Origin of the sequence: Streptomyces sp. B93, assembly GCF_018070565.1 — a bacterium.
In the GTDB taxonomy this organism is placed as follows: domain Bacteria; phylum Actinomycetota; class Actinomycetes; order Streptomycetales; family Streptomycetaceae; genus Streptomyces.
Window position 1 is genome coordinate 17,679 of the sequence record NZ_JAGPXL010000034.1, and the last position, 25,091, is coordinate 42,769.

The following is a 25,091-nucleotide window of genomic DNA, read 5'->3' on the forward strand; positions in this document are numbered from 1 at the left end:
CATGGCCACCCCCGTGGCCCGTCGGTCAACCAAGTGTGACGTGCCGCACACTCATTGCTCGGCGGCACTTTAGTACCAGACGGGCACACCTCGGGGCGTCCTGCCGGAAACCGTCAATCCCCCGTGCCGACAAGCCGCGTGCGAGGATGGCCGGCGTGTCCGGATCGTCTTGCTCGTCTGTTGGTGAGGGCATGCCCGGTGGTCGTGGGCTGGGGGCCCGTGCCGCTGTCGTGCTGGTGTTTGGGGCGTCGGCCGCCGTGCTCGTCGTCGAGATCGTGGCGCTGCGGTTGCTGGCTCCGTACCTGGGGCTCACGTTGGAGACCAGCACGCTGGTGATCGGGATCGCGTTGACCGCGATCGCGATGGGGTCCTGGATGGGTGGGTGGATCGCCGACCAGGTGGATCCGCGACGGTTGTTGGGGCCCGCGCTCGGGGTGTCGGGGGCCGTGGTCGCGCTGACGCCCGCTGTGTTGCGTACGGCCGCGGAGTGGGCGGCGCCGGTGCTGTTGCTGGTCGCGGCGGCGACCATTCTCGTGCCGGGGGCGCTGCTGTCCGCGGTGACGCCGATCGTCACGAAGTTGCGGCTGACCAGCCTCGCCGAGACGGGGACGGTCGTCGGGCGGCTGTCGGGGGTGGGGACCGCGGGGGCCATCGTCGGCACCGTGGTCACCGGCTTCGTGCTCGTGTCGCGGTTACCGGTGAGCGGGATACTGATCGGGCTCGGGGCGCTGCTGGTGGTCGGCTCGGCGTGCGTCGAGTGGCGACGGCGCGGGTGGAGCGGGGCGCCCGCGCTCGCGCTCGTGGTGGTCGCGGGCGGGCTCGGTGCCGGCGTCGCGCCCGGTGGGTGTGACGCGGAGACCAAGTACCACTGTGTGCGGGTGGTCGCGGACCCGGACCGGGACGGTGGCCGCACGCTCGTGCTGGACGGGCTCCGGCACTCCTACGTCGATGTGGACGACCCCACGTTCCTGGAGTTCACGTACGTGCGGGCCGTCGCGGCCGTGGTCGACGCCGCGTTCACCGAGGGGGAGCCGCTCGCCGCCTACCACCTGGGCGGCGGCGGGCTGACCTTCCCCCGTTACCTCGCGGCCACCCGGCCCGGGACGCGCAGCCTCGTGTCCGAGATCGACAGCGGCATCGTGCGCGTCAATCGCGACCGCCTCGGGGTGGGATCGCCCACCGGGGTCGACGTACGCGCCGAGGACGGCAGGCTCGGGCTGCGGCGGCTGGACGCCGGCAGCCGTGATCTCGTCGTCGGTGACGCCTTCGGCGGCGTCAGCGTGCCGTGGCACCTCACGACCGTGGAGGCGCTGAGGGACGTACGGCGGGTGCTCGACGCGGACGGTCTGTACGTCGCCAATCTCATCGACCACGGTGAGCTGGCCTTCGTCCGGGCCGAGGTCGCCACCCTCCGCGAGGTCTTCCCGCACGTGGCCGTCGTCGGGGAGCCCGCCGACATCGGCCTCGGCCCGGGCACCGGCGGCGAGGGCGGCAACCTGGTCGTGGTCGCCTCCGACCGGCCCCTCGACGTGCGGGCGACCCGGGAGGCGCTGGGCGCCCGGAAGACCGGCTGGGGGATCTCCAGCGGTGACCGCCTCGCCTCCTGGGTGGGTGACGCCCGGCACCTCACCGACGACCACGCGCCCGTCGACCAGCTCCTCCAGCCCTCGAACACACAGCGCAGCCGGTGACCCGAAAATTCTGTCGTACGGGTGAGGAATATTTCCCGGCCCCGAGGGGAAGGCGGAAAAATCCGCGACGCAGGGGCGATGACAGCGTGGTACTGTCGACGTCAGTTGCAGTTGTGGTTGCCATATCGTTTTCCGACGGGGTGATCATCACGGCGACCGGAGGCGCGCAGTGCGAACTCCGAAAACCGTTCCCCGCAAGGAGAAAAAATGGCTACCGGCACCGTGAAGTGGTTCAACTCGGAAAAGGGCTTCGGGTTCATCGAGCAGGACGGCGGCGGCGCCGACGTCTTCGCCCACTACTCGAACATCGCCACCCAGGGCTTCCGTGAGCTTCAGGAGGGCCAGAAGGTGTCGTTCGACATCGGTCAGGGCCAGAAGGGCCCGACGGCCGAGAACATCGTGCCCGTCTGAGCACTGCACTGACGCATACTTCGCAGCTGGGGCCCGCACCTTGGGGTGCGGGCCCCAGCTCGCTTTTTCGGGAGAGCGTTCATTCCTCCCGCTCCTCTTATCTCCGGCTCGTTCTGGTGATTATCCGCGCCCGCTCCCTGCCGCGCGAATTCCTTGACACGTGCCGCATCAAGGAAAGCCAGAAGGTTCCGCATGGGCCGAGCACCCAGATACCGCACCCACGATCGTTCCGGGGCGTCCACCGCCAGCCGGTCGGGCGCCCGTCGGCGCTCCAAGGCCCCCGGGCGTCCCCAGACCGCACCCCAGGGCGAATTCGCGCTGCCCGCCACGACGAGACCCGCACTGCCCGCCGTGGAGTCCTTCTCCGAGCTGGAGCTGCCGACGGCGCTGCTGGCCGCGCTGGGCCAGCAGGGCGTCACCGTGCCGTTCCCGATCCAGGCGGCCACCCTCCCGCACGCCCTGGCCGGTCATGACGTACTCGGCCGGGGACGCACCGGTTCCGGCAAGACCCTCGCCTTCGGCCTCGCGGTGCTGGCCCGCACCGCCGGTCAGCGCGCAGAACCGGGGCGGCCGCTGGCCCTGGTCCTGGTACCCACCCGCGAGCTGGCCCAGCAGGTCACCGACGCGCTCACCCCGTACGCCCGTGCCGTGCGGCTGCGGATGGCCACCGTCGTCGGGGGGATGTCGATCGGCCGTCAGGCCGGTGCGCTGCGGGCCGGCGCGGAGATCGTCGTGGCGACGCCCGGGCGGCTCAAGGACCTGGTCGGCCGTGGCGACTGCCGGCTGGACGACGTCGCCGTCACCGTCCTCGACGAGGCCGACCAGATGACCGACATGGGCTTCATGCCCCAGGTCACGGCGCTCCTGGACCAGGTGCGCGCCGACGGTCAGCGGATGCTCTTCTCGGCGACCCTGGACCGCAACGTCGACCGGCTGGTCCGCCGCTATCTGACCACCCCGGCCGTCCACTCGGTGGATCCGTCCGCCGGCGCGGTCGACACGATGGAGCACCACGTGCTCCACGTCCCCGACACCGACAAGCAGCGGACGACCACCGAGATCGCGGCACGGGACGGCCGGGTGATCATGTTCCTGGACACCAAGCACGCGGTGGACCGGCTCACCAAGCACCTGCTGAAGAGCGGGGTGCGCGCCGCCGCACTGCACGGCGGCAAGTCCCAGCCGCAGCGCACCAGGACCCTCGGCCAGTTCAAGAGCGGGCATGTGACGGCCCTGGTGGCGACCAACGTCGCGGCCCGGGGCATCCATGTGGACGATCTCGACCTGGTCGTCAACGTCGATCCGCCCACCGACCCCAAGGACTATCTGCACCGCGGCGGCCGCACGGCCCGCGCGGGCGAGTCCGGCAGCGTGGTCACCCTCGTCACCCCCGACCAGCGCCGCGACATGGCACGGCTGATGGCCTCGGCGGGCGTCACCCCGACGATCACCGCCGTACGGTCGGGTGAGACGGAGCTGAACCGCATCACCGGGGCGCGGACGCCTTCCGGTGTGCCCGTCGTCATCACCGTGCCCGAGCCGGAGCGTCCCCGCCGCGCCGCCTCCTCCGCGTCGACCGGCCGCCGCGGCCGAGGTGGGGGACGATCGGGGAACGAGGCGTCACGTCGCGGCAGACGGCGCCAGTCCGCGTCGACATGACCGTCGAGGTCGCCCTGTCCTCCCCGTCCCCCTTCTCCCCCTCCCCGCTCACCTGTGAGGCATCATGCGCTGTGTCATCGCCCGCTACCCGTTCGAACTGACCAAGAACGGAGTGCTGGCCTCGATGAAGGGCGTCACTCCCGAGCCCATCACGGCTGAGTCCGTGACCATCGGCCGCCGCCGGTACCCGGTCAAGCAGGTGGGCCAGGTGATCACCCGCCAGGACCGCCGTGACTTCACCAGCGGTGAGGTCACCCGGGCCCTGGTCCGCCTCGGCTTCACCTGCCACGCCCACCCCGAGGCCGCGCCCGTGCCCGCCCCGACCCCGCTCCAGGCCGCCTGGGACGTGCTCGGCAGCCCCGCGCCCCGGGACGTGTGAGCCCCGAAGGGCTCAGGTCAGCTCCCAGGAGCGCAGCTTGTCCGGGTTGCGTACCGCCCAGATGTGCGTGATGCGGTCGTCGTCGGCGACCCGGAAGGCGAACACCGTCTCGATCCGGCCGTCGGACTCGACCACCAGGCCCGGCAGTCCGTTGACCGTGCGTTCGAGATACCTCCGGGGCGGTGCGAGGCGGGCGATCGTCAGATAGAGGTGGGCGATCCGCTCCGCCCCCTCGATCGGCAGCGGATGGGCGACGGCACGGCCGCCGCCGTCGGAGACCGCGGTGGCGTCGGGGTCGAGCAGGGCGATGAGGGCCTCGATGTCCTTCGCCTCCCACGCCGCCTTGAAACGGCGGACGACACCCGCCTGCCGGGTCACGTCCGGGCTGGTCTCGGCGCGCGCCGCGGTGACCCGGCGGCGGGCGGAGCACGCCAGTTGGCGGCAGGCGGCGGGGCTGCGGCCGACGATCTCGGCGACCTCGGCGAACGGGTAGCGGAAGACGTCGTGCAGGACGAACGCGACGCGCTCGGCCGGGGTCATCGACTCGACCACGACCAGGAAGGCCATGGTCACCGACTCGTCCAGGGTGATCCGGTCGGCCGGGTCCACGCCGGGTCCGCCCGCCGCCCCGGCGGCCCACTCGGTGGGGTCGGGCACCGGCTCCGGGATCCACGCGCCGACGTAGGCCTCGCGCCGTGCGCGTGCCGAGCCGAGCAGGTTCAGGCAGATGCGGCCGGCCACCCTGGTCAGCCAGGCGCCCGGGGACTCGATGGCGTCCCGCTGCGCCCGGGTCATCGCGTACCAGCGGGTGTAGGTCTCCTGGACGACGTCCTCGGCGTCGGCCAGGGACCCGAGCAGCCGGTAGGCCAGATTGAGCAGTTGCCGCCGCTCGCTCATGATCACGGCCAGCGCGGGGTCCCGCCGTGCTGCTGACCCTTCCGACGGACTCGTCATACGGCGCCTCCCGCCTCTCGTCCTCGTTCCCGTGCCTCGCCCGTACGACAGCTACGACAGATCAGGGCCCCGGAATGTGAGGCCGCCGGTCGCCTCACATTCCGGGGGCCGCGTTGTCGGGGTAGTCAGAACGAGCGACACCATCCACAGGACAGGAAGCTCCGTATGAACGACTTCCAGGAGATCGCCGACCGCGTCGAGATCGAGGCGCTGCGCGGCGAGTTCACCGACACGGTGATGATGCGCGACCGCGCCCGCCTCGCCGCGCTGTTCACCCCCGACGGCGTGCTGCGCATGCCCAACGTCCCGGTCGAGTTCGTCGGCCGGGAGGAGATCAGGACGGGGGGTGAGCGCCTCCAGAGCCAGTGGGACTTCTTCGTGCAGAACAGCCACCCGGGCACGGTCCGGATCGACGGCGACACCGCCACCGGCCGCACCTACATGCAGGAGATCATGCGGCTGCGGGACGGCCGCTCGGGGCAGAACTACGCCGTCTACCACGACGTGTACCGGCGTACGCCCGAGGAGGGCTGGCGGTTCGCGGAGCGGGTCTACGAGGTCAGGTACCTCGACACCACCCCGTTGGCGGGTTCGGCGCCCGGTGCCGAGGACGGCGCCCACGACTTCGCCGCCCCGGTGTCCGGCGAGCGCCTGGAGCGGACGGTCGCGGCGCTGCGCGCGGGCGGCTTCGGCGCCGAGCTGCTGCCCGACGCCGCGGCGGCCCGCGCCCGTGTCAGGGAGCTGGTCCCGGAGGGCGCGAGCGTGTTCACCGGGGCCAGCGAGACACTCCGGCTCTCCGGTGTCACGGAGGACATCGAGGCGGGCGGGCGCTACGAGGCCGTACGGCCGCGCGTGCTGGCGATGGACCGCGCCACCGAGTCGGACCGCATCCGCCGGATGACGGCCGCCCCCGACGTCCTCGTCGCCAGCGTCGCGGCCGTCACCGAGACCGGCTCGCTCGTCATCGCCTCCGGCAGCGGCAGCCAGCTGCCCGCCTCCGCAGGGGGCGCCGCGCGGGCGATCTGGGTCGTCGGGGCGCAGAAGGTGGTGCCCGACCTGGCGACCGCGCTGCGCCGGGTCGAGGAGCACGCCCTCCCGCTGGAGAACGAGCGCGCCCTGGCGGCGTACGGGCGGCCGAGCGCCGTCAACCGGCTGCTCGTCCTCAACGCCGAGCCGCGTCCCGGGCGCGGCACGGTCCTGTTGCTGCGGGAGGCCGTCGGCTTCTGAGGACGGCCGGGGTACGGGCGCGGCTCACTCCCCGGACGCGCGCCCCCGTTGCGTCGCCTGCGGGGACTTCGCGGCCTCGGCCTCCGCCTTGGCGTCGCTCACCGCGGCGGCGGCCTGTTTCTCGGCCTCGTCGGTGGCGGTGGCAGCGTCCAGGGAGATCGCGGAGGCGGCGGCGAGCTGGGGGATCTGGAGCTGGCCCGGCGTGTCGGCGGCGGTGGTGGGGGTCTCCTGCTCGGGCTGGGCGGGCTTGGCCGTGGACTGGTCCCCGAAGGCGCTGGTGACGGTGCGGATCGCCTCGGTCAGCTCGCCCGGGATCACCCAGAAGGTGTTGTTGTCGCTGCCCGCCAGGTGCGGGAGCGTCTCCAGGTACTTGTAGGCGAGGACCTTCGCGTCGGCGTTGTTGCGGTGGACGGCCTGGAAGACCAGTTCCACCGCCTTGGCCTCGCCGTCCGCCCTGAGGATCATGGCCTGCTGGGTGCCCTGCGCCTCCAGGATGTCCTTCTGCTTGGTGCCCTCCGCGGTGAGGATCTTGGCCTGCCGTTCGCCCTCGGCGTGCAGGATCGCGGCGCGCTTGTCCCGCTCGGCGCGCATCTGCTTCTCCATCGCCTCCTTGATGGTGGCCGGCGGGTCGATGGCCTTGATCTCCACGCGGTTGACCCGGATGCCCCACTTGCCGGTGGCGTCGTCGAGGACGGCGCGCAGCCGGGAGTTGATCTCCTCGCGCGAGGTGAGGGTCTCCTCCAGGTCCATGGAGCCGATGACGTTGCGCAGGGTGGTCACGGTGAGCTGGTCGATCGCCTGGAGGTAGTCGGCGACCTCGTACGCCGCCGCCCTCGGGTCGGTGATCTGGTAGTAGAGCACCGTGTCGATGTTCACCACGAGGTTGTCCTCGGTGATCACCGGCCTGGGGTCGGACGAGTAGACCTGCTCGCGCACGTCGAGTTTGGTGTTGATGCGGTCGGCGACCGGCAGGACCAGGTTCAGACCGGGTTGCAGGGTCCGGCGGTACCGGCCGAACCGCTCGATGTTGTAGCGGCGCGCCTGCGGGACGATCCGCACCGTGGAGGCCACGAGGAAGACGGCGACGATGGCCGCCACGAGGATGAGAATGACAACCGGGTCCACAGTGCCTCCGTTGCGTGTTCAGCGGTTCACGGCAGGAGTTCGCGGGGGTAGACGACGGCCGTGGCGCCGTCGATCTCCATGACGTCCACCAGCGTTCCCACCGGGATCACCAGGCTTTCGTCGAGGGCGCGCGCCGACCACTCCTCACCGGAGAGCTTGATCAGGCCACGGGTGGCGGTGACCTCCTCCATGACCTCCGCCCGCTTGCCGATCAGCGCGTCACTGCCCTCGCGTACGAGGGGTTGCTGTTCCATGGCGCGCAGTGCGATGGGCCGTACGACGACGAGGCCCGCCACCGCCGCGAGCCCGAGCGCCACGAGCTGGCCGAGAAGGCCGATCCCGACCCCGGCGACCACGGCGGCGACCAGCGCGGCACCCGCCAGCAGCCCGAAGACCAGGGTCAGGGTGAAGAACTCGGCGGCACCCAGTGCCGCGGCGGCGAGCAGCCAGATGAACCACGGCATCGGATCGCCCTCCTTCAGGGGCCTTCCCCTCCAAGTTACCTTCCGGCACGCCGGGCAGACAGACACGCGTCAGGCACAGTCGTACGTCAGGTGGGTGGTGGCGGTGCGGGGAGCCGGGGAGAGGATGCGCAGGTCGGCCCGTGCCGTGTGGTGGCCCTCGCCCTCGAAGGTCCACAGCAGGTGGATACGGGCCTGCCGCTGGCCCCGGACCAGCACCTCGCTCAGTACGCCCGAGGCGGTGCCGTCGCTGCGGACCCAGCGGTAGGTGAGCTTGCCCGGACGGCCGTTGGTGGTGACGAGGGCGACGATGTCCGCGGTGCCGTCGCACTCCAGCGCCGTCGGCCGGGCCGTGACGGTCACGTCGCGCACCTCGACGGACGGCCCGAGGCGCTGCCAGGCGAGGAACGCGAGCACGCAGAGCAGCACCAGCGCGGGCAGGGTGTGCCGTCGCAGCCGTCGGCGCCGGGGCGCGGGCGGCGGCGGTGCCACGACGGGCAGCGTGGGGTGGGTGCGGTGCGCGTCGGCGGCGGTGACGCCGGGGCCGAAGCGCAGCACCGTGCCGTCGGTGCGGTCGGGGAGTGTCTCCGGTGCGGGCCCCGCCGCCCCCGTGCCGGGGTCCGCCACGAGGGTGTCGTCCGGTACGGGGCCCTGGACCCAGTGGGTGGCCAGCACGGTGGCGCTGTACTCGGCGTCGGGCGGGGCGGCGGGGGTGAGCGCCTGGGTGGGCTCGTCGGCCTCGGGGCCCGTGGGGCGGCGGTCGTCGCCTCTGGCGGTCATCGGAGGTCGCACCGCCTGGTCAGAAGCTGCTGCGAGGCGCCGCCGTCGGCGGCGGCCGGGGCGGTCGTGGCCTGCACCGTCCAGTAGCAGCCGAGGTTCTGGAAGGCGTGGTCGACGGTGAGCGTGTACTGGGTGGCGCCGCTGCGCTCGAAGGTCTGGGACCCGCCGTCGGGGGTGCCGGGCTGGCCCGCCGAGTCGCCGGTGAACCACGAGACGGTGAGGGAGAAGGGTCCGGTGCCGTCCGTGGTGACGGTGAGGGTCGCCGTGGCGGTCCAGGAACCCGTCTGCTGGAACGTCGACACCGCGACGTCCTTGATGGCGGGCGCGGCGGGAGGAGCGGGGTCTCCGGGGTCTGGGGGGCCTGCGGGGTCGGAAGGTCCGGCCGGACCGGCCGGACCGGTGGGGCCCGCCGGGTCGGCGGGGTCGGCGCCGCCCGCGGGCGAGGTCGGGGAGCCGGGCGTCGGCGCCGCGGGGCCGTCCCCGGGCGCTGTCGTCGCACCCGGGTCCAGGGGGTCCCCCGGGCCGGTGGTCGCCGAGCCCGACGGCGAGGCGCCGGGGGAGGGGGACGAGGACGTACCGGGCGAGGGGGACAAGGACGCCGACGGGGCCGGGCCGGGCGCGCCGACGGGGTCGGCGATGGTGGTGGCCTCGGCCCGCACCGCCTGCTGGGCTGCGGCCCCCGGCGTGTACTGGAGTCCGTAGGTGAGCAGAAGGCCGAGGAGCACGGCGGCGCCGGAGACGAGCATGCCGGGACGGCCGGGCAGCCACGACCCGGCCCCGCCCGGGTGCGGCTGGGTCAGGACCGTGCGCGCGGTGGCCGTGGTGGTGCGGGGGCCGCCGCGCGCCGAGGGCAGCAGCAGCGGCAGCAGCGCCACCAGCGCGGCGAGCCGGCCGCGGCCGCGTTCCTCCCAGTCGGGTCCGTAGGCGGCACCGGCCGCCGCCTCCAGGTCCCTGACGAACTCCGCCGCCCGCGCGGGCCGCAGCGCCGGGTCCTTGGCCAGCCCGCGGCGCACCAGTTCCCGTACCGGCTCGGGGACCTCCTCGGCGGGGACGGGCGCGTCGACGTGCTGGAGCGCGAGTTCCGCGAGGTTGTCGCCCGCGTACGGCTTGCGGCCCGTCAGGCACTCGAAGAAGGTGGCCGTGGCCGCGTACACGTCGGCGGCGGGCGAGGCGGGCGCGCCCGTCCACTGCTCGGGGGCCATGTAGGAGGGGGTGCCCGCCACGGTGGCGCTGGTGCCGACGTCCACCGCGATCCCGAAGTCGACGAGCCGGGACGACCCGTCCGGGACGACCAGGACGTTCTCCGGCTTGTAGTCGCGGTGGACGACACCTATGCGGTGCGCGTCGGCCAGCCCGAGCAGGGAGCCCTTGAGCACGACCAGCGCGGCCTCGGGGTCGAGCGGGCCCTCCTGCCTGAGCAGGGCCCGCAGCGACACGCCGTCGACCAGCTCCATCACGATGGCGGCGCCGTGCGTGCTCTCCACGTACTCGAACAGCCTGGCGACGTACGGGCTGTCGAGACCGCCGAGCAGGCGCGCCTCGGCCCGGAAGCCGTGGACGAAACCCGGCCGGGTGCGCAGGGACTCGCTGAGGTACTTCACCGCCACGGGGACGTCGGTCTCCTCGTGCACGGCGAGGACGACCCGTCCGCTCGCCCCCGATCCGAGTTCGAGTGACTCGGCGTATCCGGGTACCGCCCATGCGTTCATTCCATCCCCCAAGCCGCCGCGCCGATCGGAGCCCCACCCCCTGGCGAAGCCACCGGGCCGCGCGTTGAGAGACACGATTCCGGCCACCGCGGTTGCGCCCCGGGGTCCGGGTCCCGCGGCGGTCCGGTCTCGCGCGACCACGCGGCGGTCGTCCGGACATAGCCGTAGATCACCGACACCAGGGCCAGGAGCAGCAGCGGCCCCGCCAGCCAGGGGTACTGGGCCATCGGCGAGGGCAGCCAGCGGTACGACACCAGCAGCGCGGTGAAGACCGAGGCGCCGTACGCCACCAGCCGGAGCCCGGAGCGGTCCCAGCCGCGGTCGTACGAGCGCAGGGCCGCCTCGATGGTGAGGGTGAACACCACGCCGGCGATGAGGTCCGCGCCGTAGTGGTAGCCGAAGCCCAGGGTCGCGCAGAGCGTGGCGACCAGCCAGAACGTGCCCGCGTGGCGCAGCGTCCGCGGGCCCTTGCGGGTGTGGACGAAGATCGCGGTGGCCCATGCCGTGTGCAGGCTGGGCATGCAGTTCCGTGGCGTGATCTCGTCGAAGGACATCGGGTGCGGAACGCTGATCGGCGGCGGCGTCCGCGGCCACAGGTCGGCCACCGCCCACTGCGCGCTGGGCGGCATGTCCGGCGCCCACAGGCTGATGTCCGCCCAGTGTTCGGTGCCGGTGCCGTAGGCGAAGACCGGTCCGACGACCGGGAAGACCATGTAGAAGGCGGGCCCGACGAGGCCGATCACCAGGAAGGTGCGCACCAGGTGGTGGCGGGGGAAGCGGCGCTCGGCCGCCACGTGGCGCAGCTGGTAGAGCGCGGCGATGACCGCGGCCACCGCGAGCTGCCCGTAGACGAAGTCGAGGAAGTTGAAGCCGACGGGTCCGGTGGCCGTCACGATCCGGCCCACCAGCCACGACGGGTTGCCCAGGGCCTGGTCGGCCGTCGCCACGTACTGGTCGAGGACGGCCGGGCGGGTCTTGGAGGTGATGAGCAGCCAGGTGTCGCCGGTCTTGCGCCCGGCCACCAGCAGCAGTCCCAGCCCCACGCCCTTCAGCAGCAGGACCCGCTCGGGGCCGGTGCGGCGCGTGACGGCGACGAACCCGCAGCCGACGATCACCCACAGGGCGCCGTTGCCGAACGGGTGGCCGCCGTCCGGTTCGACGTCCAGGGCCCAGCGGGCGGCCACGAAGGCGACGTCGATGCCGATCGCCGCGCCCACGGCGACGAGGCGTTGCCGCCAGGGGAGCACCACCATCGTCAGCGCCATGGCGGCGTAGAGCAGGCCGCCCGACTTGGGGGCGTGCACCAGCTCCCGCAGCTGGTTGGTGAGCGGGCCCGGTGTGCCGTGGTGGCGGGCGGTGAACTCCAGCGCGATCAGGAAACCGAGGGTCACGGCGGCGGCCACGACCCATATTCGGGCCCTGCGCGTTATTCGTGGCGTCCGCGGTGTTCGTATTCGCGGTCTTCGTCCGGAGTCCCGCGATGGTGCGTGTCTCAATGTGTTTCAGCTCTGCTCGATGTTCTCGCGTCTGGGGCCGCGTCTGCCGACAGCAAGACGGAAAGTGCGCGGTGCGCGTTCCGGCCGGGCGGTACCGGTGATCAGGCTCCGGCGCCCGGCAGCGGGATGCTCCAGTCGAGGACGGCACCCGCGGGGTGGTTCGCGGCGACGGTGAAGGTGCCGCCCAGTTCCTCGGCGCGGGAGCGCAGGTTGGCCAGCCCGCTGCGGCGGGTGACGGCCGGGTCGATGCCGCGGCCGTTGTCGCTGACGCGCAGCCGCAACGACGTACCGGTCACCTCGACGGTGATGTCGACGGCGGTGGCGTGGGCGTGCTTGGCGGCGTTGGACAGGGCCTCGCCGAGCACGGCCAGCAGGTGCTCGGCGTGCTCGGCGGGCACCTCGGTGTCGAGCAGGCCGGTCATCCGCAGCGCGGGCGTGCAGCCGAGGATCTCGGCGGCCCGGTCGGTGACCGCCACCACCCGCGCCCGCAGACCGCCGCCGCCGGGCCCCTGCCGCTGCTCGCGCAGGGCGTAGATGGTGGAGCGGATGACCTTGATGGTGTCGTCCAGGTCGTCCACGACCCGCTGCACCCGGTCGGCCACCTGCGGCCGGTCGCCGACCCGGTTGAGCGCCGACTGGAGCGTCAGGGCACCGGCGAACAGCCGCTGGATGACGAGGTCGTGCATGTCACGGGCGATGCGGTCCCGGTCCCCCTGCACCTCACGCTCGGTGCGGGCGGCGGCCAGCTCCGCCTGCGCGGCGAGCTGCTGGGTGATGTCCCGCGCCACCGTGGAGAACCCGATCAGCGCGCCGTCGGCGTCGCGCATGGCGGAGACGGTGACGGCGACGTCGACCTCGGTGCCGTCCGCGCGGAGCCACCGGGTCTGGTGGGGCTCCGCGTGGCCGTGGGCGCGGATCTCCTCCAGCGCCGTACGGAACGCGGCGCGCGCGGCGTCGGACAGCAGGGTGTCGACGGGGCTGCCGACGATCTCCCGCTCCGGGTGGCCGAACAGGCGTCCCGCGCCCGGGTTCCAGGTCTGGATGCGGTGCTCGGGCACCGGGTCGACGGAGAGGATCGCGTCGTCGGAGGAGGTCACGATCGCCGCCAGCCGGGCGGCGGCGCGCTGGGCGGCCTCCAGCTCGGTGTGCAGGGCGATCAGGCCTCGGTTGGTGTCCTCCAGCTCCTGACGCAGCTCGGCGACCAGCTCCGCGGCGTCGGCTGCGGCGTCAGCGGCGGCCTCGGCGTCAGCGGCGGCTGCGGTGTCCACCGTGGCCGCGACCTCGGCGGCGTCGGCGCTGGCCGCGTCACCGGGACGAAGGTCGCTCAGCTCCCCCATGGCCGACCGTCCTTCGTGATCCTCTGCGTCGTCTGCCCGGTGCATATGCCCCGGCCCATCATGGCACGCCGCCGCTCGCGCGGACCACGAGCACGGTGGCGTCGTCGGTGGGCCTGGCGAAGTCCCGGTGCACGACCGCGGCCACGATCGCCGGGTGGTGTTCCAGCACGCGGGGGTGGTCGTCCAGGTTCCAGCCGGAGCGGATCCCGTCGGAGGTCAGCACGAGCACCGACCCCGGCTCCCAACGGCCCTGCTGAAGGCGGGTGCTGGGCACGGGGAGGTGGGTGCCGAGGGTGCCGGGGCGGTCCAGCAGGTGGTGGGCCGTACGGCCGCCGGTGAGGACACGGCCGGTGATGTTGCCCACGGCCGCGTACGTGAACTCGCCGCTGCCCGGGTCGATCAGGCAGACGCCGAGGACACCGCCGCGCGTCCCCCGCATCGCCTCATGGGCGTGCTTCACGAGGCCGCCGAGGTCGGTGACCGGGCCGTCGTCGAACGCGGCGACCGCGGCGCGGGAGGCCAGGGAGGCCGCCGGTCCGTGCCCGAGGCCGTCCACGACGAGGGCGGCCAGCCGCCGGTCCGGGGCGACCGCCCAGGCGTCCCCGGACTCGCCGTCCCCGCCGAGGGGGACGTTGACGCCGCCGCAGCGCCACCCACTGCCCCCGGCGGGCGCGTCGGCGCCGAGCCGGGCGTAGACGACCGTGCCGCCGCGGGTGGAGTAGCAGTCGAACTCCGCGGAGTTCGAGCGGACGACGCCCAGGCCCGCGTTGAGGCCCCCGCCGCGGTACGGGGGCGCCGCGACGGCCCGCGGCAGGTCGGCGTACGACATCCCCGGGCCGCGGTCGACGGAGATCAGCTCGATGCCGTCGCCGGTGGCGCGGGCCAGCACGTGGCCGCCGCCGGGGCGGGCGTGCCGTACCAGGTTGGTGCCCAGTTCGGTGGCCACGAGTTCGGCGACGCCCGGGCGCAGTCCCGGCCGCCCGGCGGACATCCGGGCCACGGCCCGGCGCAGGGCGCCGACGTCCTCCTCGGCCACGACGATGTGGAGGCGGTGCTCGCGCTCGCTCATCGCCGCGCCTCCGCGGCCCTCTTCGTACGCGTCACCGCTGCCACTTCACGATCACCACGGTCGTGCCGGACCCGGCGGCGGAGGTCAGGGTCAGGTCGTCCACCAGCCGCCGTGAGCCCGGCAGGCCGAGGCCCATGCTGCCCTTGGTGCTGAAGCCGTCGGTCATCGCCGCGTCGATGTCGGCGATGCCCGGCCCGTCGTCGGCGAACGTGACCCGCACGCCCCGGCGGCCCTCCTGGTACACCTGCTCGACCCCGACCCGGCCCCGCCCGCCGGTGGCGTAGTTGAGGATGTTGCGGGCCAGCTCGCTGCCCGCGGTGATCAGCTTGGTGGCGTCGACCAGGTTGAGGCCCGCCGCCTGCGCCTCGGCGCGCAGCACCTTGCGGACCCGGATCAGGTCGGCCTCGTGGGCGACGTCGAAGACTTCCGGCACCCGTTCCGTCGCGGCGTCGGTCGTCACAGGCGGTCCCGGTCCGGGCCGGTGTCCGCGCGCCGCAGCCGCTGGAGCAGCGCCAGGCCCTGCTCGGCGTTGAGCGCGGTGTCCAGGTGTCCCATCGGAACACCCAGTTCCACGAGCGTGATGGCGACCGCGGGCTGGATGCCGACGATCGCCGCCTGGGCGCCCAGCAGCCGGACCATCGCGACGATCCTCGCCAGCACCCGGGCGATGAACGAGTCGACCAGGCTCAGCCTGCTGACGTCGATGAGCATCCCGGACGCGCCGGTGCGGGCGACCTCACGGGTGAGCTGTTCCTCGATCTGGACCACCGTGGTGTCGTCCAGGTCGCCCTGCAACGCCACCAGCAGGGTGTCGCCGATCCGCATGACCGGGACGACGTCCTCCTCATGCACCGTGGCCTCCCCGGGTCAGCGCGCGGGCGGCGGTCTCGGCGGTCCCGGCCCGTTCGGCCAGCACCGCGAGCGCCAGCTGGAGGGCGTCCTGGAGGGTGTTGCGGGAGCGCAGGCGGCCCATGTCGATGCCCAGGTGGACCATGGACTGGGCGGTCTCCGGACGCACCCCGCTCATGATGCTGACCGTCCCCATCAGCGCCGCCGCCTGCACCGTCTTCAGCAGGTGCTGGGCGACCTGGGTGTCGATGGTGGGCACCCCGCTGATGTCCAGGATGGCGACCTCGGCCTGCGTCTGGGCGATCTTCTCCAGCAGGCCCTCGGTGAGCCGGGTGGCCCGCAGCGTGTCGAGGGTGCCGATGATCGGCAGGGCGAGCACCTTGTCCCACACCTGGATCACCGGCGTCGACAGCTCCAGGATCTCGTCGCGCTGCCGCTGGAGCCGCTGCTCGGTCTCACGGCGCTCGGTGACGTCCCGGATCGCCGCCGCGACCAGCGTGCCCTCGGCCGTCTCGAGCGGGCTCAGGCTGATCTCGACGGGGAACTCGGTGCCGTTGCGCCGTACACCGGACAGTTGCAGTCCCACGCCCATCGGGCGTACCTGCGGGGCGCCCAGGAAGCCGTTGCGGTGTCCGACGTGGCGGTCGCGGTAGCGCGGCGGCACCAGCACCTCGATCTCACGGCCGACCAACTCGGCGCGCTCGAAGCCGAACAGCGCCTCGGCCTGCCGGTTGACCAGCACGATCCGCCCGTCCTGGCCGACGATGACCATGGCGTCCGGGGCCGACTCCAGCAGGCCGTGGAACAGCGACTCGGCCCGCGCGCTCTCCGTCGCGTCCCGCAGCACCTCGACGAACCCGGTGACGGCGCCGCTCTCGTCCTCGACGGGCGTCAGGCTGCCCTGAGCGAGAAACCGCTCCCCGCTCTTGCGCACCCACCAGCCCTGGAACTCCCGCCGCCCGTGCTCCCGCACCGCCGCCAGTTCCTGCTCCGGCAGCCCGGCGGCACGGTCCTCCTCGGTCCGCAGCAGCGCCAGCGACCGCCCGACGACCTCACCCGCGGCGTAGCCCGTCATCCTCTCGGCGGCGCGGCTCCAGCGGGCCACCTCGCCCTCGGGCCCCAGCTTGATCACGGCATGGTCGGTGATCGCGTCCAGCATCGCCTCTAGATCGCGCGAACCCTGCTCGCCTCCGGTCGGCATGGTCATGGCCCCGCTCGCCCTGCCTGTGTAGTCCGTCCCGCCCCGGGCGGCCCCACGGGCAACGCCGTAGCTCCCCGGCCCGCCGATGCTACCCGGGCCGCCCGCGCCGCTCCGGGGCGGTGGCGTGGGTCTGAATTCCTCGAATGGCGGATTCACCGGACGGCGGTGATTACGGAATTGCTTCCCGCATATGGCCCGAGAAGCGCGGTACGGTCGATGGCGACATCAGTCGCGGTTGTGGTTGCGAGACGTTTTCGGGCGGGTGATCATCACGGCGACCGGAGTGCGCACAGGGCGTGCTTCGTACAGCGTCCCGAGGGAGAAAGAAATATGGCTTCCGGCACCGTGAAGTGGTTCAACTCGGAAAAGGGCTTCGGCTTCATCGCGCAGGACGGCGGTGGCGCCGACGTCTTCGCCCACTACTCCAACATCGCCACCCAGGGCTTCCGTGAGCTTCACGAGGGCCAGAAGGTGACCTTCGACATCGGGCAGGGGCAGAAGGGCCCGACGGCCGAGAACATCCTGCCTGCCTGAGCGCCGCATCGGCGTGTACGTGACGAGCCGGGCCCGCGTCCTTGGACGCGGGCCCGGCTCATCGGTTTCCGTTCCGGGGGCTCACCGGTGTTCCGGGTTCTCGTAGTCGCGGCGGCAGCCCGCGTCCCACGCCGTGCGCTGGTTTCCGTAGGCGGGGATGCCGCCGAGGTCCTTCAGGGCGCGCGCCAGATGGAGGAGGTTCCAGGTCATGAACGTGGCGTTGCGGTTGGTGAAGTCGTTGGCCGGGCCGCCCGAGTCCGGGTCGAGGTAGGAGGGGCCGGGTCCGGCCTCGCCGATCCAGCCCGCGTCGGCCTGGGGCGGGATGGTGTAGCCGAGGTGCTGGAGGCTGTAGAGGACGTTCATGGCGCAGTGTTTGACGCCGTCCTCGTTGCCGGTGATCAGGCAGCCGCCGACACGGCCGTAGTAGGCGTACTGTCCGGCCTCGTTGAGGAGGCTGGAGCAGGAGTACAGGCGTTCGATGACCCGTTTCATCACCGAGCTGTTGTCGCCGAGCCAGATGGGCCCGGCCAGCACCAGGATGTCCGCCGCGAGGACCTGCCGGTACAGCTCGGGCCAGGCGTCGCTCGCCCAGCCGTGTTCCGTCATGTCCGGCCAGACGCCGGTGGCGATGTCGTGGTCCACCGCCCGCAGGACGTCCACCCGCACACCCTGCGCGGACATGATCGTCGTACAGCGGTCGATCAGGCCCTGGGTGTGGCTGGTCTCCGGTGAGCGTTTCAGGGTGCAGTTGATCACCATGGCCCGCAGGTCGTCGTAGCGGGCGGGTGGTTCGTCGAGGGCGGGCGGCGGTGCGGTCATACGGGTCCTCCCGGGCCGGGTCCGTTCCGTACTCAGCATGCGGGCCGGTCCGGACGCCCACCACGGCAGCGCCTCCGAACGGATCCCCGGCGCCACCGTCGTATGCGGTCTTCGCCGGTTGTTCATCCGGACGCAGCGTCCGCGTCCGGCGACGAATGCGACCATCCGGCGATGTTCCAGAAAAGAACCCATACCTCGCTCGCGGCCCTCGCCGTGAGTGCGACCGTGGCCGCCGGGACGCTGGCCGGCGCGGGTGCCGCCGGTGCCGGGCAGGCCCACCGGGGGCAGCCCGTCGCCTTCGAACGCACCGCCACCTACCCGGTCTTCCAGAACCGTCCGGCCGGGGAGGACCCGGCCACCGAGACCGTCGCGGAGATATCGGCGGTCAGCGAGGACGGGCGCACCCTCGTCCACACCGACGCCGCCGCCCGGCGCATCGGCTTCCTCGACATCAGCGACCCCGGCGCGCCGCGCGGCCTCGGCACGCTGTCGCTGGCCCGGCTCGGGGACGCCGAGGACGAGCCGACCTCGGTGTCGGTGGTGGGGCGGTACGTCCTGGTCGTCGTGAACACCAGCGCCTCCCCCACCGAGCCGTCCGGACGGCTCGACGTCATCTCGCTGCGCGACCGGGAGCGGGTGGCGAGCCTCGACCTCGGTGGCCAGCCCGACTCCATCGTGGTCAGCAAGGACAAGCGGTACGCCGCCGTCGCCATCGAGAACGAGCGCGACGAGGACGCCACCCCGCCCGGCGGGAAGAAGGGCGATCTGCCGCAGGCCCCGGCCGGTTTCGTGCAGATCATCGACCTCGGGGCCGCCGCGGCCCCCGCCAAGTGGCGTGTCCGTACGGTCCCGCTGACCAACGCCGACGGCAGCGCGCTGCCGGTCCTGGCCGACGCGGGGATCACCGAGCCGACCGATCCGGAGCCGGAGTACGTCTCCGTCAACGGCCGCAACCAGCTCGCGCTGACGCTCCAGGAGAACAACGGCGTCGTCCTCATCGACCTGCCGACCGGCCGGATCACCAAGGCGTTCAGCGCCGGTACGGCGACCGTGGACGGCGTCGACACCGTCGAGGACGGCACCATCGACCTCACCGGCTCGATCACCGGCGTACCGCGCGAACCCGACGCGCTGGGCTGGATCGACGACCGCTATCTGGCGACCGCCAACGAGGGCGACTGGCGCGGCGGCACCCGCGGCTGGTCGGTGTTCGACAGCCGCACGGGGAAGGTGGTCTGGGACGCGGGCAACAGCTTCGAGCGGATCGCCGTCAGCCACGGGCTGTACGACGACGACCGCTCCGAGAACAAGGGCACCGAGCCGGAGGGCCTGGCGATCGCCGAGTACGACGGTGTCCGGTACGCCTTCGTCGGCTCCGAGCGCGGCAACTTCGTCGCCGTCTACGACATCACCCGGCCCACCCGCCCGGTCTTCCGCCAGGTGCTGCCCACCACCAACGGGCCCGAGGGCCTGCTGCCGATCCCGTCGCGCGGTCTGCTCGCGGTCTCCAGCGAGGAGGACGACGCGGCGGCGGGCGTGCGCGCCTCGGTGAGCCTGTTCCGCCTGGGCGAGGGCAGGGCGGCGGCGCGGTTCCCGGGCATCGTCTCGGCGACGGACGCCACCGGCGCCCCGATCGGCTGGGGAGCCCTCGGCGCCCTGTCGGCCGTACCGGGCCGCCCGCACCACCTCTACACCGTCACCGACGCGGCCTACTCCCCCACCAGGATCCTGACCGTCGACACGGCCCGGCGGCCCGCGCTCATCACCCGGGCGCTGACCGTCAAGGACGCGTCCGGACAGCCCGTCGGCTACGACGCGGAGGGCATCGCGGCACGGCCGCACGGCGGCGGCTACTGGCTCGCCGTCGAGGGTAAGACGGGCGCGGGCAACCAGCTGGTCCGGCTCGACCGGGAGGGCGTGACCCGGCAGACCGTCCCGCTCCCCGCCGACATCGCCGCGAACCTCGGCGGCCAGGGCTTCGAGGGCGTCACCGCCACCACCGACGCGCGCGGCCGGGAGATCGTCTGGGCCACCCTCCAGCGTCCGGCCGCGAACGACCCGGCGGGCGTCGTCCGCATCGGCCGCTACGACGTCGGATCCGGCACCTGGAGCTGGTACGGCTACCGCCTCGACACCACCAGCACGCCCGGCGACTGGATCGGCCTCTCCGAGATCACCGTCGTCGGCGACAGGCTGGCGGTCGTCGAACGCGACAAGCTGAACGGCCCCGCCGCCCGCGTCAAGCGCGTCTACACGGTCGCCCTGCCGACGTCCGCCGCCGCGCCGGACACCCTGCCCGTCCTGCCCAAGAGGCTCGCGTACGACGTCCTGCCCGAGCTGCGCGCCACCCACGGCTGGACGCAGGAGAAGCTGGAGGGGCTGGCCGTGGCCGGGAACGGCGAGGTCTACGCCGTCACCGACAACGACGCCCTGGACGACGCGACCGGGGAGACGGTCTTCCTGGACCTCGGCTCCAGCCGGAAGGTCTTCGGCCGCAAGTAGCCCCCGGCACGGGGACGGTGGCACTGCGACCGCGGCCGTGCGGTTCAGCGCCACGCCCCCGACAGGGTCCGCACGGCGACGGCGGTCAGCACGCGTACGCCGTGCGTGGAGCCGGGGTCGATGCCGGTCAGTTCGCGCACCCGGCGCAGGCGGTAGTCCAGGGTGCGGGGGTGGACGTTGAGGGCGGCGGCCGTGGCGCCGCGGTTCATGTCGTGGCCGTAGTACGCGTCGAGGGTGACGAGGAGGTCGGGGCCGGGTTCGAGGTGCCGGGCCAGGGTGCGCAGCCAGTGGTCGGTGGACGGCACGTCGGCGACGGCGAGTTCCACGAAGACGTCGGCGAAGGTGTACGGCCGCACTGCCGCCGAGGCCCGCCGCAGCGGGGCCGCCCTGCTGATCCGCCGGGCCCGGTCGAGCGCGTCGGCCAGTCGGGCGCGCGGGGCGGGGGCGGTGCCCGCCGCGCAGGGGCGGCCGACGGCGAGGGCGAGGTCGTGGAGGAGGGCGGGGGCGGACTCCGGTATCTCGTCGGGGTCGGCGGGCGGCCGTGCGGCGTCGCCCGTGGTCGGCAGCAGGGCGACCAGTTCGCCGCCCCCGTCGTCCGCCGGGCACCACATGACGGGCACCTGGTGGGCCTTCACCAGCGCCTCGGTCTCGCTCTCCAGGTCGCGGTCGTCGAGGGGGTGAGCGGGCACCCGGACCACGGTCACCGCGTAGTGGTCGGCGAGGTCCATCTCCACCAGCCGGGCCAGCTCGGCCGCCGCCGGGTCGTCGCAGAGCAGGGCCCTCGTCAGCAGGGCGACCTGGGCGACGTACGGCATCCGGCGTCTCAGGACGGTCAGGAAGCCGCGGCGGTAGGCGCCGATGCCGCGTTCGCCCTGGGCGGTGAACCAGGCCATGATCCGCATGAGTTCGTCGATGCCGCCACCGCGCTGGGTCTCCGCCGCCTCGTTCAGCTCGCGCAGCATCAGCGCGGTGTGCACGCGCAGGATGCGGCGCGGGGAGGCGGCGGACATCCCGGCGTCCGAGCGTGCCGCGCCCATGGACGTGATGTGGGCGAGGTCGTCGTCGGTCAGCGAGGCGCCGTCCGGGGCCAGTTCGACCGTGCGGCGCCTGAGCCACCGCGCGTACTCCAGGGTCTCGGCCCTGGCCCTGGAGTTGATGTCCAGGAACGCGAACTCGGGGATCTCGCGCACATAGGTGTCGACCTCCCGACGCGCGTTCGCCGCCTCCTGCCGGGCCAGTTCGGCGAAAAGGCTACTCATGGGCGCGAGCATGTCAGCAGGTTCCGGAGGGTGCACAGATGAAAACCGGACGGCTGGTTATCACTCCGGGTGAATCGATGGAGGTTGTGGGGGCCGCGTATTTGTCATCCTGCGCAAACTTCCCGGACCAGCACCTTCCGGTCGGCCGATTCGCTTGTAGGCCCCCTACTGCCTGGGCTTAATGGATTCCGCCCGGCCACCCCAAGGGCCGCTCCGGCATTCACGCCAGTAAATGACCAGCAGTCGAAACGGGAGGAAAGCGACGATGAAAGCAGGGCTCAGGAAGAGAGCCGCGGCGACGGCCGCCGTCATGTCCGCGGTGACCGCGCTCCTGGTGAGCACCCCCGGCTCCAGCTCGGCCGCCCCCACCGCCGTACCCAGCCTGCGGGCGTACGGGATCACCGGCGACGGCACCCTGATGGCCACCTTCACCACCGACCGGCCCCAGGTGCTCGACTGGGTCCGGGAGGTCGTCGGGCTCTCCGGCGACACCAGGCTGGTCGGCATCGACCACCGGCCGCGCAACGGCCTGATGTACGGCCTCGGCGACAAGGGCGGCATCTACACCATCAAGACCCCTCCGGCCACCACCGACGTCGTCGTCACCAAGGTCTCCCAGCTCCAGGTGGCGCTCTACGGCACCACCTTCGACATCGACTTCAACCCGGCGGCCGACCGGCTGCGCGTGATCAGCAACAACGGCCAGAACCTGCGGCACAACGTCGACGACCACACCACGGTCACCGACGGCGCGCTGAACATCCCGCCCGCGACCACCGCTGCCCTGGGCGTCACCGCCGCCGGGTACACCAACAACGACGCGGTCGGCTCCACCGCCACCACCCTGGTCGACATCGACACCCACAACGACCAGGTCGTCCTCCAGTCGCCGCCGAACGCGGGCAGCCTGGTGGCCACCGGTCTGCTCGGCTTCGACGCGAACCTCGACGCGGGGCTGGACATCTTCAGCACGGTGACCAACGGCAGGACGACCGCGAACGACGCCTTCGCCTCGCTCACCGCGTACGGCGCCAGCACCCCGTCGCTCTACAGCCTCAACATCCTCACCGGCGAGCCGACCGCGATCGGCCGGTTCCCGCTGAACATCACGGACATAGCCATCACCACCAGCGGCTACTGACCAGCCCACCGGGTCCCGGCTCTGGGCGCCGGGGCCCGGTGGCGTCAGCGGACGGCGAGGAAGTCCCCGGCACCGGTCGTCGTCAGCAGGAGGGTCACGGTCGTCACGGCGGTGACCAGGGTGACCGCGAGGACCGCCGCGAAGGTGGCCCGGGAGTGGTCGGCCACCGGGCGGTCCGCCACCAGCTGGGCCCATTCACGGGCCGTCTCCCGGGCCGTACGGCGGTGCTGGACCGTCGCCTGGAGCCCGAGGGCGGCCGTGGCGACCGCGCCCGCCCCGGCCACCGCGCCCGGCACCCACCAGTCGTCGACCAGCAGCAGCAGTACGACCACCAGGGCGGCCGTACTCCAGCCGCTGACGCACGCCGCCGCGGACGTCCGGCGGGCCATCGTGCGGTCCGCTCCCGCGCGCAGGTCGGCCAGGGCGGGGACGTACCAGACGGAACCGGCGAGGGTCACGACCGTGAGGCCCAGGGCCAGGACGGGGTGGGCCACGGTCAGTTCCCCGCCTTCACGGCCGGCCGCTCCTCCAGCGCCCCGACCTCGGGGTGGTGGGCGTCGAACGCCGGGGACTCGGAGCGGATGCGCGGGAGGGTGGTGAAGTTGTGGCGCGGGGGCGGGCAGGAGGTGGCCCACTCCAGGGAGCGGCCGTAGCCCCAGGGGTCGTCGACGGCGACCGGCCTGCCGTACCTGGCGGTCTTCCAGACGTTGTAGAAGAACGGGAGGACCGAGAGGCCGAGGAGGAACGAGCCGATCGTGGACAGGGTGTTGAGGGCGGTGAAGCCGTCGGCCGCGAGGTAGTCCGCGTAGCGGCGGGGCATGCCCTCGGTACCCAGCCAGTGCTGGACCAGGAAGGTGAGGTGGAAGCCGACCGTGAGGGTCCAGAAGGTGATCTTGCCGAGGCGTTCGTCGAGCATCTTGCCGGTGAACTTGGGCCACCAGAAGTGGAATCCGGCGAACATCGCGTACACGACCGTGCCGAAGACCGTGTAGTGGAAGTGCGCCACCACGAAGTACGAGTCGGACAGGTGGAAGTCCATCGGCGGTGAGGCCAGGATGACGCCGGTCAGACCGCCGAAGACGAAGGTGATCAGGAAGCCCGTCGTCCACAGCATGGGGGTCTCGAAGGAGAGACTGCCCCTCCACATCGTGCCGATCCAGTTGAAGAACTTCACGCCCGTCGGCACCGCGATCAGGAACGTCATGAAGGAGAAGAACGGCAGCAACACCCCGCCGGTGGTGTACATGTGGTGCGCCCACACCGTCACCGAGAGGCCCGCGATGGCGATCGTGGCGGCGATCAGGCCCGAGTAGCCGAACATCGGCTTACGGGAGAAGACCGGGATCACCTCGGAGACGATGCCGAAGAACGGCAGCGCGAGGATGTAGACCTCGGGATGGCCGAAGAACCAGAACAGGTGCTGCCACAGCAGCGCGCCGCCGTTGGACGGGTCGAAGATGTGGCTGCCGAACTTGCGGTCGCACTCCAGCGCGAACAGGGCCGCCGCCAGCACCGGGAACACGATCAGGACCAGCAGCGAGGTCAGCAGCACGTTCCAGGTGAAGATCGACATCCGGAACATGGTCATGCCGGGCGCCCGCATACAGATGATCGTGGTGATGAAGTTGACCGCGCCGAGGATCGAACCGAACCCGGAGAGCGCCACGCCCATGATCCACAGGTCGGCGCCGAGGCCGGGCGAGTAGACCGAGTTGGACAGCGGGGCGTACAGGAACCACCCGAAGTCGGCCGCACCGCCCGGCGTGAGGAAGCCGAACGCCGCGATCGACGAACCGAACAGGAACAGCCAGTAGGCGAGCATGTTCAGGCGCGGGAAGGCCACGTCCGGGGCGCCGATCTGCAACGGCATGATCCAGTTGGCGAAGCCGGTGAACAGCGGCATCGCGAACATCAGCAGCATGATCGAGCCGTGCATGGTGAACGCCTGGTTGAACTGCTCGTTCGACATGATCTGCATGCCGGGACGCGCCAGTTCGGCCCGCATCATCAGCGCCAGCGCACCGCCCACCACGAAGAACACCAGCGCGGTGACCAGGTACATCGTCCCGATCTTCTTGTGGTCGGTGGTCGTCAGCCACTCCACCCAGGACGGACGCGCGGGCGCCCGCGTCTGCCCGGCCCCGGCCTCCCCGACCGCGACCGCCTCCGCGGTCCCCACCTGCTGTATGTGCCCCTCGTCCACCGGTACCCGTTCCCATCCGCTGAGGTCATGCGTGCCGCCGCACATGATCGTCGCCGGGGTACAGGGACCGGCCAGGGCCGAACAGCCCTGTTTGGGTCCCGGGTGGGAGGGACCATCGGCCCTCCCACCCGGGGGAGGCCCGTTACATCATTCCGCCTTGCCCGAACATGCTGTTCGCTATAGCAATGTACGGCAGACAGGTCAGGGCGAAGAACAGACGGAGAGCGGGGATTTTCATGTTGTGGAGTATTACCTTCCAACGTTTCTGAACTCGCACACACACCG

The 25,091-nt window shown here is 72.3% G+C and carries 23 protein-coding genes; 8 read left to right on the top strand and 15 right to left on the bottom strand.

Translation table 11 applies throughout. The annotated features are described in order from the left end of the window. Positions 1-191 precede the first annotated feature (191 nt). From KBY47_RS26605 to KBY47_RS26620, 4 genes are all read left to right on the top strand, one after another. The gene (locus KBY47_RS26605; RefSeq protein ID WP_247695277.1) at positions 192-1,691 is read left to right on the top strand and encodes a fused MFS/spermidine synthase; all 1,500 of its coding nucleotides are present in this window, start codon (positions 192-194) and stop codon (positions 1,689-1,691) included. 207 nt (positions 1,692-1,898) lie between these two features. Continuing rightward, the gene (locus KBY47_RS26610) at positions 1,899-2,102 is read left to right on the top strand and encodes a cold-shock protein (RefSeq protein WP_210925159.1); all 204 of its coding nucleotides are present in this window, start codon (positions 1,899-1,901) and stop codon (positions 2,100-2,102) included. A gap of 192 nt (positions 2,103-2,294) precedes the next feature. Continuing rightward, on the top strand, positions 2,295-3,761 hold the full coding sequence (locus KBY47_RS26615; protein WP_210925161.1) for a DEAD/DEAH box helicase: 1,467 nt from the start codon (positions 2,295-2,297) through the stop codon (positions 3,759-3,761). Positions 3,762-3,825: 64 nt separating this feature from the next. Beyond that, positions 3,826-4,140, top strand: coding sequence for an SCO5918 family protein (locus KBY47_RS26620; protein WP_210925163.1), 315 nt, complete (start codon positions 3,826-3,828; stop codon positions 4,138-4,140). Between the two features lie 12 nt (positions 4,141-4,152). Here the strand turns inward: KBY47_RS26620 and sigJ are convergent, their stop codons facing one another. Beyond that, positions 4,153-5,094 (bottom strand): RNA polymerase sigma factor SigJ, encoded by a 942-nt coding sequence (gene sigJ, locus KBY47_RS26625; protein WP_210925165.1) that lies wholly within the window; start codon positions 5,092-5,094, stop codon positions 4,153-4,155. Between the two features lie 165 nt (positions 5,095-5,259). On the opposite strand from sigJ, the gene KBY47_RS26630 reads away from it, so the two are divergent. Continuing rightward, positions 5,260-6,321 carry an LUD domain-containing protein gene (locus KBY47_RS26630; protein WP_210925172.1) on the top strand — a complete coding sequence of 354 codons (1,062 nt, stop codon included), beginning with the start codon at positions 5,260-5,262 and terminating at the stop codon, positions 6,319-6,321. Positions 6,322-6,345: 24 nt separating this feature from the next. On the opposite strand, the gene KBY47_RS26635 is transcribed toward KBY47_RS26630, so the two are convergent. The 10 genes from KBY47_RS26635 to KBY47_RS26680 all read right to left on the bottom strand — a co-directional run bounded on the left by KBY47_RS26635 (position 6,346) and on the right by KBY47_RS26680 (position 16,354). Further along, positions 6,346-7,446 (bottom strand): SPFH domain-containing protein, encoded by a 1,101-nt coding sequence (locus KBY47_RS26635; RefSeq protein WP_210925174.1) that lies wholly within the window; start codon positions 7,444-7,446, stop codon positions 6,346-6,348. A gap of 26 nt (positions 7,447-7,472) precedes the next feature. Next, positions 7,473-7,910 carry an NfeD family protein gene (locus KBY47_RS26640; protein WP_210925176.1) on the bottom strand — a complete coding sequence of 146 codons (438 nt, stop codon included), beginning with the start codon at positions 7,908-7,910 and terminating at the stop codon, positions 7,473-7,475. 69 nt (positions 7,911-7,979) lie between these two features. Beyond that, positions 7,980-8,687: a hypothetical protein gene (locus KBY47_RS26645; protein ID WP_210925178.1), complete on the bottom strand. Its 708-nt coding sequence runs from the start codon at positions 8,685-8,687 to the stop codon at positions 7,980-7,982. Beyond that, positions 8,684-10,396 (bottom strand): serine/threonine-protein kinase, encoded by a 1,713-nt coding sequence (locus KBY47_RS26650; RefSeq protein ID WP_210925186.1) that lies wholly within the window; start codon positions 10,394-10,396, stop codon positions 8,684-8,686. Before KBY47_RS26650 ends, KBY47_RS26645 begins: the two co-directional genes overlap by 4 nt. Further along, complete coding sequence (locus KBY47_RS26655; RefSeq protein WP_210925188.1) at positions 10,393-11,799, bottom strand: DUF5933 domain-containing protein; 1,407 nt, start codon at positions 11,797-11,799, stop codon at positions 10,393-10,395. Before KBY47_RS26655 ends, KBY47_RS26650 begins: the two co-directional genes overlap by 4 nt. Before the next feature lie 194 nt (positions 11,800-11,993). Continuing rightward, positions 11,994-13,229 (bottom strand): PAS domain S-box protein, encoded by a 1,236-nt coding sequence (locus tag KBY47_RS36740; RefSeq protein WP_247695278.1) that lies wholly within the window; start codon positions 13,227-13,229, stop codon positions 11,994-11,996. A gap of 58 nt (positions 13,230-13,287) precedes the next feature. Then, positions 13,288-14,298: a SpoIIE family protein phosphatase gene (locus KBY47_RS26665; RefSeq protein ID WP_210925190.1), complete on the bottom strand. Its 1,011-nt coding sequence runs from the start codon at positions 14,296-14,298 to the stop codon at positions 13,288-13,290. Between the two features lie 31 nt (positions 14,299-14,329). After that, positions 14,330-14,758 (bottom strand): anti-sigma regulatory factor, encoded by a 429-nt coding sequence (locus KBY47_RS26670; protein WP_374103113.1) that lies wholly within the window; start codon positions 14,756-14,758, stop codon positions 14,330-14,332. Next, positions 14,755-15,123, bottom strand: coding sequence for an STAS domain-containing protein (locus KBY47_RS26675; RefSeq protein ID WP_210925264.1), 369 nt, complete (start codon positions 15,121-15,123; stop codon positions 14,755-14,757). The genes KBY47_RS26670 and KBY47_RS26675 overlap by 4 nt, the downstream gene beginning before the upstream one ends. Before the next feature lie 19 nt (positions 15,124-15,142). After that, positions 15,143-16,354: a PAS domain S-box protein gene (locus KBY47_RS26680; RefSeq protein ID WP_210925192.1), complete on the bottom strand. Its 1,212-nt coding sequence runs from the start codon at positions 16,352-16,354 to the stop codon at positions 15,143-15,145. A gap of 324 nt (positions 16,355-16,678) precedes the next feature. Here KBY47_RS26680 and KBY47_RS26685 point away from each other — a divergent pair, with 324 nt between their 5' ends. After that, the gene (locus KBY47_RS26685) at positions 16,679-16,882 is read left to right on the top strand and encodes a cold-shock protein (protein WP_210925194.1); all 204 of its coding nucleotides are present in this window, start codon (positions 16,679-16,681) and stop codon (positions 16,880-16,882) included. Between the two features lie 81 nt (positions 16,883-16,963). Here the strand turns inward: KBY47_RS26685 and KBY47_RS26690 are convergent, their stop codons facing one another. Continuing rightward, positions 16,964-17,701 (bottom strand): flavodoxin family protein, encoded by a 738-nt coding sequence (locus KBY47_RS26690; RefSeq protein WP_210925196.1) that lies wholly within the window; start codon positions 17,699-17,701, stop codon positions 16,964-16,966. Between the two features lie 171 nt (positions 17,702-17,872). Between KBY47_RS26690 and KBY47_RS26695 the strand changes: the two genes are divergently transcribed. Further along, positions 17,873-20,203 carry an esterase-like activity of phytase family protein gene (locus tag KBY47_RS26695; RefSeq protein ID WP_210925198.1) on the top strand — a complete coding sequence of 777 codons (2,331 nt, stop codon included), beginning with the start codon at positions 17,873-17,875 and terminating at the stop codon, positions 20,201-20,203. A 44-nt stretch (positions 20,204-20,247) separates the two neighbouring features. On the opposite strand, the gene KBY47_RS26700 is transcribed toward KBY47_RS26695, so the two are convergent. Next, positions 20,248-21,462: a CdaR family transcriptional regulator gene (locus tag KBY47_RS26700; protein ID WP_210925200.1), complete on the bottom strand. Its 1,215-nt coding sequence runs from the start codon at positions 21,460-21,462 to the stop codon at positions 20,248-20,250. Between the two features lie 265 nt (positions 21,463-21,727). Between KBY47_RS26700 and KBY47_RS26705 the strand changes: the two genes are divergently transcribed. Then, positions 21,728-22,603, top strand: coding sequence for a DUF4394 domain-containing protein (locus KBY47_RS26705; protein ID WP_210925201.1), 876 nt, complete (start codon positions 21,728-21,730; stop codon positions 22,601-22,603). A 44-nt stretch (positions 22,604-22,647) separates the two neighbouring features. Here KBY47_RS26705 and KBY47_RS26710 read toward each other — a convergent pair whose 3' ends face one another. Further along, positions 22,648-23,097 carry a hypothetical protein gene (locus tag KBY47_RS26710; protein ID WP_210925203.1) on the bottom strand — a complete coding sequence of 150 codons (450 nt, stop codon included), beginning with the start codon at positions 23,095-23,097 and terminating at the stop codon, positions 22,648-22,650. Between the two features lie 2 nt (positions 23,098-23,099). Next, positions 23,100-24,806, bottom strand: coding sequence for a cytochrome c oxidase subunit I (gene ctaD, locus KBY47_RS26715; protein ID WP_374103114.1), 1,707 nt, complete (start codon positions 24,804-24,806; stop codon positions 23,100-23,102). Positions 24,807-25,091 lie beyond the last annotated feature (285 nt).